9 protein-coding genes are annotated in these 10,368 nt (G+C 57.3%); 8 read left to right on the plus strand and 1 reads right to left on the minus strand.

The genetic code is table 11. The features are described from left to right. Both NW819_RS07630 and sufU read left to right on the plus strand, forming a co-directional pair. Window positions 1-599 (plus strand): NAD(P)/FAD-dependent oxidoreductase (locus NW819_RS07630; RefSeq protein WP_414413392.1); only part of this gene is annotated, 599 nt, incomplete at its 5' end. Between the two features lie 167 nt (window positions 600-766). Beyond that, the gene (gene sufU / locus NW819_RS07635) at window positions 767-1,249 is read left to right on the plus strand and encodes a Fe-S cluster assembly sulfur transfer protein SufU (RefSeq protein WP_414413393.1); all 483 of its coding nucleotides are present in this window, start codon (window positions 767-769) and stop codon (window positions 1,247-1,249) included. Between the two features lie 91 nt (window positions 1,250-1,340). On the opposite strand, the gene NW819_RS07640 is transcribed toward sufU, so the two are convergent. Next, on the minus strand, window positions 1,341-2,417 hold the full coding sequence (locus tag NW819_RS07640) for a VOC family protein (protein WP_414350063.1): 1,077 nt from the start codon (window positions 2,415-2,417) through the stop codon (window positions 1,341-1,343). A gap of 413 nt (window positions 2,418-2,830) precedes the next feature. Here NW819_RS07640 and pflB point away from each other — a divergent pair, with 413 nt between their 5' ends. The 6 genes from pflB to NW819_RS07670 form a co-directional block, all read left to right on the plus strand. Beyond that, window positions 2,831-5,137: a formate C-acetyltransferase gene (pflB, locus tag NW819_RS07645; protein ID WP_414413394.1), complete on the plus strand. Its 2,307-nt coding sequence runs from the start codon at window positions 2,831-2,833 to the stop codon at window positions 5,135-5,137. An 87-nt stretch (window positions 5,138-5,224) separates the two neighbouring features. After that, on the plus strand, window positions 5,225-5,629 hold the full coding sequence (locus NW819_RS07650; protein WP_414344017.1) for a pentapeptide repeat-containing protein: 405 nt from the start codon (window positions 5,225-5,227) through the stop codon (window positions 5,627-5,629). A 225-nt stretch (window positions 5,630-5,854) separates the two neighbouring features. Beyond that, entirely contained in the window at window positions 5,855-6,604 is a 750-nt protein-coding gene (gene pflA, locus NW819_RS07655) for a pyruvate formate-lyase-activating protein (protein WP_414402581.1), read from the plus strand. A gap of 191 nt (window positions 6,605-6,795) precedes the next feature. Continuing rightward, window positions 6,796-7,206 (plus strand): OsmC family protein, encoded by a 411-nt coding sequence (locus NW819_RS07660; protein WP_414413395.1) that lies wholly within the window; start codon window positions 6,796-6,798, stop codon window positions 7,204-7,206. A gap of 92 nt (window positions 7,207-7,298) precedes the next feature. Continuing rightward, complete coding sequence (gene adhE, locus NW819_RS07665) at window positions 7,299-9,929, plus strand: bifunctional acetaldehyde-CoA/alcohol dehydrogenase (RefSeq protein WP_414413396.1); 2,631 nt, start codon at window positions 7,299-7,301, stop codon at window positions 9,927-9,929. 10 nt (window positions 9,930-9,939) lie between these two features. Further along, the coding region (locus NW819_RS07670; protein ID WP_414413397.1) for a CoA-binding protein at window positions 9,940-10,368 on the plus strand (429 nt) is incomplete at its 3' end.

Consider the following 10,368-nt stretch of genomic DNA (forward strand, 5'->3'; position numbering starts at 1 on the left):
TGATCCATCGCCAGGCCCATCTGGTCGAGGGCTTCTCGGAACCCTTCCGCCGGGCGGTGGAAAGGGAAATCCGCCGTCTGGGGGTGGAAATCTGGGCCGGATGTCAGGTGAAAGCCTTTGGGCCGGAGCACGTGTGGCTCTCGGATGGCACCGAGTTGATAGCTCAGACCCGCCTGTGGGCAGGTGGCTTCCAGGTGCCGAGCTGGTTGAGCACCTGCGGCTTGCCAACAGGGCCGACGGGAGCCCTGCTCGTGGACAAATACCTGCGGGTGCAAGGCTCAGAGCACATCTTGGCGGTGGGGGACTGCGCTGACTTTGTTTGGGGATCCCGCCTCTTGCCCAAGATCGGCGTGTACGCGGTGCGCCAGGGGCCAATTGCAGCCCAAAACCTGCTGCGGCTCATCCGCGGCCAACCTCTGATCCCCTACCGACCGCAGGCCACGGTTTTTGTTTGTGTAACGGTGGGGAACCGCGTTGCCGTTGCCGAGAAAGGCAGGCTGGTCTGGCGCGGCTATTCAGCCACGGTGCTGAAGAACTTTTTTGATTGGCTGTACATGCGCAAACTTAAGCCCCTGCGCTGGCAGGAGTTTTTCTACTGACTCAAGCTCTACCAAGAACGGGGTTAAGATCAAAACCAGATGGGCCAGGTCGGGCTCGCTTCCCAAATCCTGAATATCTGAGAACTATGGCTATTCCCGGCGGCAATGGGCTATGAGCGGATCGACTTTTGCCGACCGGCCAGAGCAGCGACCAACCAGGAGCAACAATGCCTCTAGATAACCTGCGCGGACTCTATCAGCAAGTCATTCTGGAGCGGTACAAAAAGCCCCACAACTTCGGCAGAGTGGATCCCGTCCACCGCCACCAACGTGGCCACAACCCCTCCTGTGGCGACACCATCGACCTCACCTTACAACTGGATCCCAGCCAGGAGCGGATTGTCGATATCAAATTCGAGGGGGCAGGCTGTGCCATTGCCCTGGCTTCTGCCGATCTCATGGCGGATGCGGTGCGGGGGCGCACCATCCCCGAAGCTCTGCAGTTGGTGGAGCGCTTCCAAGCCATGATGCGCGGTGGCGAAGAGTTCCCGCGGGAGCAACGGGCTTTGAACGCCATGAAAGGGGTAGCCCAATTTCCAGTGCGCATCAAATGCGCCAACCTGGCCTGGCATGCGCTCAAATACGCGCTGGAATCGCCCGAACCCCAGGCCAATGGGTCGGCCGTTGTGAGCAACGAAAACACCGACTGACCGCCTTCCGCATACCCGAATATCGGCTGGAAACTCAGGGGCAATCAATCGTGTTGATTAACTGGAGACATTCCCCTGGTGCTCAAGGGTGTTAGCAGACCAGGGCTTGCTGCCGTTGTCGCTGTTGGCGTTCTAGAGCTTCAAACAGGGCTTGAAAGTTGGCTTCGCCAAAGCCTGTGGCTCCACCCAACCGTTGGATGACCTCGAAAAAAAACGTGGGCCGGCCAAACAGAGGCTGAGTGAAGGTTTGCAACAACAGGGGGGGGTGTCGGGAATCAGAGGCAGGCAAGGTGGTATCCAAAAGGAGCTGCTGCTCCACCAAGTCGTGCCAGGAGATGGTGGGCAACCCACCAGAAGGGAGTACTGCTCCAGAGGCCAGCTCCCTTGCCAGGTTTGTGTAGTACTCCGGTGGCACCTGCAGAAAGTTTACGCCTCCCTGTCGCAGCCGGCGCACACTGGCGAAGACATCTGAGCTGTGCAACGCCGCATGTTGCAGGCCAGGGCCATGATGGGCATCCAAAAACTCCTGGATCTGGGAAGCGGCACAGGTGGGCTCGTTGATGGCCAACTGGATCCCGGCTTCAGGATCTCCCACCACCACACTTTCTAGGCCAGAGGTGTTGGTGCGGATGCTATAGCGATACAGAGACCGCCAACCCAGCACCTGCCCATACCAATCTGCCGCTGCCTGCAGGGATCCCTGCTCCACGTTCAATACCAGGTGATCCCAGTGGGAAAACAGGTTCTCCTCAGCAGGGGCTGAATCGGGGATCCCTGAGCTGGGGATCAAAGAATGCCTGAGTCCATAAGGAGTGCGCAGGCACAGAGCAGGGCAGCCTTCGTCTTCTGCCGGGATCCACTCCACTTGGGCTCCTCGCCTCTGCAAAAGCTCTGCCAAGCCCAACAGCTCTTGCTCCTCCACCGCCAAGGCCACATCCACCACCCCAGGCGAATGTTGCTGCAAATAGCGATCCACCTCATCCCCGGCGTGAGCCGGCTGAGATAGGCGCAAGCGCAGGGATCCCTGACGCAGACAGAGGGTACTGCCGAGCTGTCCTTCCATTCGGAAGCCCCAAACTTGACAAAAGTGTTCCTGCCAACGGGGCAGATCCCAAAGATAGAAGTGCAGGTGATGGATCCCTTGGACGATTCGATTGGACTGGTTCATAGAGCAAGGCACTGCTAAGGTAAAGGCCGAGTATCCTGACGTTCTCACGGCAACAGACGACCTGGGCCGTCCTACCTCAGCATAGGCCCGCCATTTGCCGATGGAAAAGCGTAAAACAACGTTAAGAAGATATTAAAACAGCATTAAAAAATAGGATGAAAATAAGATTAAAAAATCACGCAACCGAAAATATCCTCAGAGCGCAAGGGACTAAAATTAAATCAGGCGAGGTGTATTTAGAACGCCTAAAAAAGAAACAGAAGAGTTGCCAAAAGCCCTTCGTAGGATCCCTATAAGCCTTGCAGAGATCTATTGGTTCTTTAGCTCTCTTTTAGAGCCTGCGTGGGGCAAAGGCCGGGGTGCTGCCTCGCCCTGTCGATAGATTATCAGGCGTAATAGCCGGGAGGATTGTTATGGTTGCCAGTGTGCAGCGTTCTGTAGCATCACCTACAGAATTGAAGGCGGAACCAAGGACAGGATCCAACGCAGCCGGTCAAAAAGTTTTGAGCGATTTTGCAACGGGAGCCTGGCAGCGCTCCATCGACGTCAGAGACTTTATTCAGCGCAATTACACCCCCTACACCGGTGATGAAACCTTCTTAGCTGCAGCCACCGAGCGCACCCAGCGGCTGTGGGCCAAGGTCAAGGATTTGATGGCTCTGGAGCGAGAGCGAGGGATCCTAGATGCCGATACTGCCGTTCCCTCTACCATCACCAGCCACGCCCCTGGCTATATCGACCCAGAGCTGGAACAAATTGTGGGGCTGCAGACGGACAAACCCCTGAAGCGGGCCATCATGCCCTTTGGCGGCATCCGCGTGGTGGAGTCTTCCCTCAAAGCCTATGGCTACGAGCTGGATCCCCGCACCAAGGAAATTTTTACCCGGTACCGCAAAACCCACAACGACGGCGTTTTTGATGCTTACACCGAAGAGATGCGCCGCTGCCGCCGCTCCGGGATCATCACCGGCCTGCCCGATGCCTACGGTCGGGGTCGCATCATTGGGGACTACCGGCGGGTGGCCCTCTACGGGGTGGATCGGCTCATCGAAGACAAGCAGGCCCAAAAAGCCAGTCTAGACCTGGACACGATGGACGAAGAGACCATCCGCCTGCGGGAGGAGCTCTCCGAGCAGATTAAGGCCCTACAAGAGCTGAAAGAGATGGGATCCCGCTACGGGTTTGACCTGGGCCGTCCGGCAGCCAACGCCCGCGAAGCCATCCAATGGCTGTACCTGGCCTACCTGGCAGCCGTCAAGGAGCAAAACGGGGCGGCCATGTCCTTGGGGCGGGTGTCCACCTTCCTGGACATCTACATCGAGCGGGATCTGCAGGCCGGGATCCTCACCGAGGAAGAGGCCCAGGAGCTCATTGACCACTTTGTTATGAAGCTGCGCATGGTCAGGTTTTTGCGCACGCCCGAGTACAACGAGCTATTCAGCGGGGATCCCACCTGGGTTACCGAGTGCATCGGCGGCATGGGCCTAGATGGGCGGCCTTTGGTCACCAAAACCAGCTTCCGCATGCTGCATACCCTCTACAACCTTGGCCCAGCGCCCGAGCCCAACTTGACCGTGCTCTGGTCGGAGCGGCTGCCGGAAGCCTTCAAGCGCTACTGCGCCAAGGTCTCCATTGAAACCAGCTCCATCCAGTACGAAAACGACGACTTGATGCGCCCCTACTGGGGGGATGACTACGGCATCGCCTGCTGTGTGTCGGCCATGCGCATCGGCAAGCAGATGCAGTTTTTTGGAGCGCGGGTGAACTTGGCCAAGTGCCTGCTCTATGCCATCAACGGCGGTCGGGATGAGATCTCCGGCGAGCAGGTGGCTCCTGCTTTCGCCCCCATCACCGCCGATGTCCTGGACTACGACGAGGTGTGGCCGCGCATGGCGCAGATGATGGCCTGGCTGGCCAAAACCTACGTCAACACCATGAACATCATCCACTACATGCACGACAAGTACTGCTACGAGCGCCTGGAGATGGCCCTGCACGACCGGGACGTGCTGCGCACCATGGCCTTTGGGTTGGCCGGCCTGTCGGTAACAGCCGACTCCCTATCCGCCATCAAATACGCGCGGGTACGGGCCATCCGGGATGAGCGGGGCCTAGTGGTGGATTACGCGGTGGAGGGCGACTTCCCCAAATACGGCAACAACGACGACCGAGTTGACTCCATTGCAGTGCAACTGGTGCAGACCTTCATGGCCGAGCTGCGCAAGCACAAGACCTACCGCAATGCCATCCCCACCCAGTCCATCCTCACCATCACCTCCAACGTGGTCTACGGCAAGAAAACCGGCAACACCCCCGACGGGCGGCGAGCGGGCGAGCCCTTTGCCCCAGGGGCCAACCCCATGCACGGCCGGGACACCAAGGGGGCGGTGGCGTCGCTGGCTTCGGTGGCCAAGCTGCCCTACGACGACGCTCTGGATGGGATCTCCAACACCTTCTCGATTGTGCCGGCGGCCCTAGGTCGCACAGCGGAGGAGCGGGTTGTCAATCTAGTGGGGCTGCTGGATGGCTACATGCGGGATGGCGGTTTCCACCTCAACGTCAATGTTCTCAACCGCGAGACCCTGCTGCATGCCATGGAGCACCCGGAGCTCTACCCACAGCTCACCATCCGGGTTTCCGGCTATGCGGTGAACTTCATCAAGCTCACCCGCGAGCAGCAACTGGATGTCATTAACCGCACGTTCCATCAACACTGCTAAAAGACCAGCCTGGGGATCCCTGAAGTCCGCCCATACCGGGGTCGATGGAAGGGATCCCCCATCGATAACCGAGGAGGCCCGATGATCATGACTGTTTGTAGCGCTGCGGATCTGGTCAGCCAGTATGCCTCAGGACGGCGCGATTTTCGGGAGATCGATTTGCAGGGGGCTGAGCTGCAGGGGATCCATTTGGCTGGCGCCGATCTCAGCTATGCCGATTTCAGTGGGGCCAACTTGGCGGGGGCCAATTTGCGGGGGTGCGATCTCAGCTATGCCGACTTCAGCGGAGCTAACCTATCGGGAGCCGATTTGCGGGGATGTCTCCTCTTTGGCAGCAATTTCCGAGGGGCGCTCTTAGAAGGAGCCTTGTTGGATCACGCAGATTTCGATGCCTATACCCATTTCCCGAAGGATTTTGATCCCAAGGCCCACCGCCTGCACGGCATCACGGTGGATACCTCCGTGCCTAGCCCACACGACCCATCGGTCTGAGCTGGGTGGGATCCCCAAGCTGCCCTTTCGGCTTTTTATCCCCCTTTCTCCCTTCCAGCCAGGATAGCAGCGGTCTAGCTAAAAGACCCTAGGGATCCAAAAAAATCTAGTCCCAACCTAATCCAAAGAGAAATGGAAACTGTGTTCTATTTAACCTGAGTTAGCAATCTGGAAGAAAACCTCAAGATTGATTGATATTTTGCAAAAGTCATCCAGGATAAAAGTATGGATACCGTTATGAACCCCCTGACACCAATTGCTGGGCGCATTCACTCGGTGGAAACCTGTGGCACCGTCGATGGGCCAGGAATCCGCTTCGTAATTTTTACACAGGGTTGTCCACTTCGCTGTTTGTATTGCCACAACCCTGACTGTCGGGATCCGGAGGCGGGACAGCTTGTTACGGTTGAGTCTTTAATTGCCGAGATCCAACGTTACAAGAATTACTTGCGAGCGGGGGGAGTTACGGTTACCGGGGGAGAGCCTTTGCTGCAACCTGACTTCGTGGCCGAGATCTTCCGTCGCTGTCATGAGTTGGGCTTGCACACGGCTTTGGATACTTCTGGCTATGGGCAACTGGAAGCAGCCAAGCCTGTGTTGGAGCATACAGATTTGGTGTTGCTGGATATCAAGTCTTATCTGCCGGAGCTGTATCGAAAGGTCACCGGTGTTTCGCTAGAACCCACTCTTAATCTGGCCCGCTATTTAGACCAGATCCACAAGCCTACCTGGATTCGTTTTGTGCTGGTTCCCGGCTTGACGGATCCCGAGGAAAACATTAAGGGTCTGGCCGAGTTTGTGGCCACCTTATCCAACGTGGAGCGAGTGGAAGTTTTGCCCTTTCACAAGATGGGGGAATACAAATGGCAGCAATTGGGATTGCCTTACACCCTTGCCGATGTCGATCCACCCACACCCGAACAGGTGAATCACGCCTTACAAATCTTTCGGGATCAAGGACTGGTGGCTATTTGACAATTCTGCAGTTGCGGCTTGGGTCAGCATAGCCAGGTCACGCTTAGATCCGAAGTGATTCACAGTTAATCTCTAAAACCTCTGCACCGTCTCCAGATTGGCCCTGAGCTGACTGGAATCCAAGTTGATCCCCAGGCTAACTTTACGGACTCTATGTGAACTGAAGAATACCCCAAGAGGAGGGATCCCCAATGGAAGTTTGCGTCACCTACCGCGATGGTGTTCAGTTCCAAGCGGAAAGCCGAGGGCACCGCATTCTCAGCGACCAGCCTTTGGACAATCACGGTCGAGATCAGGGAATGACGCCGCCGGAATGGTTTCTGGCTTCTCTGGGCGCCTGTGTTGGTTTTTATGCCGTCAAATATCTGGAAGCTCGGCAGTTGGATCCCAGTGGACTAGAGGTGGTGGTCACGGCGGAGAAAGTTGAGCATCCGGCTCGCCTAGACAACATTCACATTCGTGTAAAAACTGGGATCCCGCTGGACGAAAGGCATCAAAAGGGGCTGGAAAAAGCAGTTGATGCCTGCATCATTCACAATACGCTCACCCATCCCCCCACCCTGACCACCGAAATCCAAGTTCCTGCTCCTGTTGGCGCCTAGATTGCCATTCGGGTTATTCGACTATTTCCAACTATCCGATTGTCAATTGTTCCTATCGTCTAAGTCTTGATGAGTTTTGGAGGGATCCACCGATGCCAGTGACCCATCTAGCCGAGCTGGAAACCTTGATCCAGCAGGTGAAGGCTGCCCAAGCTGAATACGCAACTTTCACCCAAGAACAGGTAGACCGGATTTTTCACAGAGCCGCTCTGGCTGCCAACAACGAACGGATCCCGTTGGCCAAGCTGGCGGTACAGGAAACCGGCATGGGTATTGTGGAGGACAAGGTGATCAAAAATCACTTTGCCTCGGAATACATTTACAACAAATACAAACACGAGAAAACCTGCGGGGTTATCGAGCGGGATGAGAGCTTTGGCTACGAGCGCATTGCTGAACCGGTGGGTCTTTTGGCAGGTATTGTGCCGGTAACCAACCCTACCTCGACGACAATTTTCAAGGCTCTGATCACCCTCAAAACCCGCAACGGCATTATCTTTTCCCCTCATCCCCGCGCCAAAAAATGTACTATTGCCGCAGCCAAAGTGGTTAAGGAAGCCGCCGAGGCAGCGGGTGCTCCCGTGGGGCTCATTGGCTGGATCGATGAGCCCACCATCGAGCTGTCCCAGGCTTTGATGCAGCATCCTGAGGTGAAGCTGATCTTGGCTACCGGCGGGCCTGGCATGGTTAAAGCGGCCTACTCTTCGGGCCACCCGTCTTTGGGGGTGGGAGCGGGCAATACCCCGGCAGTGATCGATGCCAGTGCCGATATTCCCATGGCTGTCAGCTCGATTTTGTTGAGCAAGACCTTCGACAACGGCATGATCTGTGCCTCAGAACAGGCAGTGGTGGTGGTGGATGCCATCTACGAGCAGGTCAAGGCCGAGTTCGGCCATCGGGGGGCCTACATTTTGGATCCGGAACAAATCGAAGCCGTGCGCCGCATCCTTCTCAAAGACGGTCGCCTCAATCCGGCCATTGTGGGCCAGTCGGTGCAGACCATCGCTGCCCTGGCCGGTATCCAGGTACCCGAAGGCACCAAACTGCTGATTGGGGAAGTGGAGAAGGTGGGGCCGGAGGAGCCCTTCTCCTACGAAAAATTGGCCCCTGTTCTGGCCCTCTACCGCGCCAACGATTTCCACAGCGCCGTAGATGTTGCTGTCCAACTGGTCAATTTCGGCGGGCGGGGACACACCTCTGTTTTGTATACAGATCCCGCCAATCGGGACGATATTGCCTACTTTGAAAATGCCCTGCAAACCGGTCGAGTCTTGATCAACACTCCCTCTTCACAAGGGGCCATTGGGGATCTCTACAACTTCAAGCTAGATCCCTCTCTGACTTTGGGCTGTGGCACTTGGGGAGGCAATTCGATCTCCGAGAATGTGGGGCCGCGCCACCTGCTCAACATTAAAACGGTAACCCAACGTCGGGAAAACATGCTCTGGTTTCGGATCCCGCCCAAGGTTTACTTCAAGCCCGGATGTCTGCCTATTGCTCTGCGGGAATTGGCCGGCAAAAAACGCGCCTTTTTGGTGACCGATAGGCCGCTCTTTGAGTTGGGCATATTGCATCCCATCACCCAGGTTTTGGATGAGATTCGCGTGAGCTGGGATGTGTACCACGATGTAGAGCCGGATCCCACCCTCAGCAACGTCAATCGCGGTCTGGAGCAGTTGCGCCAGTTTCAACCGGATGTGATTATTGCGGTCGGTGGGGGATCCCCGATGGATGCGGCCAAGGTGATGTGGCTGATGTACGAGCAGCCCCAGGTGGAGTTTGAAGGCTTGGCGATGCGCTTTATGGACATCCGCAAGCGGGTTTACGAGCTGCCGCCACTGGGGCAAAAAGCTCAGCTCATCTGCATCCCCACCACTTCCGGCACGGGATCCGAGGTGACGCCCTTTGCCGTAGTGACCGATGACCGGGTGGGGATCAAATACCCCCTGGCGGACTACGCCCTCACCCCCACCATGGCCATTGTGGATCCGGATCTCACCTTAAAGATGCCCAAGAAGCTAACGGCTTACGGCGGCATCGATGCCCTCACCCATGCTCTGGAAGCCTATGTGTCGGTGATGGCCAGCGACTTTACCGATGGGCTGGCCCTGCAGGCCATCAAGCTCCTGATGACCTACCTGCCGCGGGCCTATGAAAAAGGTGCTGCAGATCCAGAAGCCCGAGAAAAAGTTCACTACGCCGCCACCATTGCCGGCATGGCCTTTGCCAACGCCTTTTTGGGGGTGTGCCACTCCCTGGCCCACAAGCTGGGATCCACCTTCCATCTGCCCCACGGCCTGGCCAATGCCCTGATGATCACCCACGTCATCCGCTACAACGCCACCGACGCCCCCTTTAAGCAGGCCATCTTTCCCCAATACCGCTATCCCAACGCCAAGCACCGCTACGCGGAAATTGCCGATTACCTACAGTTGGGCGGGGCGGATGACGATGAAAAGGTCATGCGCCTCATCGAGGCCATCGAAGAGCTCAAGCGGAAACTGGAGATCCCGGCCACCATTCGCGAGGCCCTGGGGGAGAAAGAGCGGGAGTTTTACGACCGTCTGGAGGCGATGGCGGAGCAAGCCTTTGACGACCAATGCACCGGCGCCAACCCCCGCTATCCCCTCATTCAAGACATGAAGGAGCTGTACGTTTTGGCCTATCGGGGCTGCCGGGTGGATTCTGCTCTCTACCACCAGCCGGAACCAGTGTTGGCCTAAGGAGTAGGGTATGTGGCAACGACTGGATCCCAGTGTGGATATCTGGAGGGCCCGATCCCATCCCCTGAATCCCATTTTTCTGCCCCGTTCGGTGGCGGTGGTGGGGGCCACGGAGCGGGAGGGCAGCGTGGGGCGGACGGTGTTGTGGAACCTCATTAGCCACCCCTTTGGCGGCACGGTTTACCCGGTCAATCCCAAGCGGCACCAGGTGTTGGGGATCCGGGCCTACGAGCGGCTGTCCGCTCTGCCGGAGCCGGTGGATCTGGCCATTATCGCCATTCCGGCAGCGGGGGTGCCCAAGGTGGTGCAGGAGTGCGTAGAAGCCGGGGTCAAGGGCGCCATTGTTCTTTCAGCAGGCTTCAAGGAAACGGGCCCTGCTGGCTGGGAGCTGGAGAAGCAAATTCAGCAGACTATCCAATCGCGTCAGCGGGACGGAGTC

Origin of the sequence: Synechococcus sp. R8-2 (assembly GCF_047461715.1) — a bacterium.
In the GTDB taxonomy this organism is placed as follows: Bacteria; Cyanobacteriota; Cyanobacteriia; order Thermostichales; family Thermostichaceae; genus Thermostichus.

Excerpts from the sequence above, each read along its gene's own strand:
- NW819_RS07640 (WP_414350063.1), bottom strand. The coding sequence starts at position 2,417 with ATGAACCAGTCCAATCGAATCGTCCAAGGGATCCATCACCTGCACTTC.
- pflA (WP_414402581.1), top strand. The coding sequence starts at position 5,855 with ATGGATACCGTTATGAACCCCCTGACACCAATTGCTGGGCGCATTCAC.
- NW819_RS07650 (WP_414344017.1), top strand. The coding sequence starts at position 5,225 with ATGACTGTTTGTAGCGCTGCGGATCTGGTCAGCCAGTATGCCTCAGGA.
- sufU (WP_414413393.1), top strand. The coding sequence starts at position 767 with ATGCCTCTAGATAACCTGCGCGGACTCTATCAGCAAGTCATTCTGGAG.
- pflB (WP_414413394.1), top strand. The coding sequence starts at position 2,831 with ATGGTTGCCAGTGTGCAGCGTTCTGTAGCATCACCTACAGAATTGAAG.
- adhE (WP_414413396.1), top strand. The coding sequence starts at position 7,299 with ATGCCAGTGACCCATCTAGCCGAGCTGGAAACCTTGATCCAGCAGGTG.
- NW819_RS07660 (WP_414413395.1), top strand. The coding sequence starts at position 6,796 with ATGGAAGTTTGCGTCACCTACCGCGATGGTGTTCAGTTCCAAGCGGAA.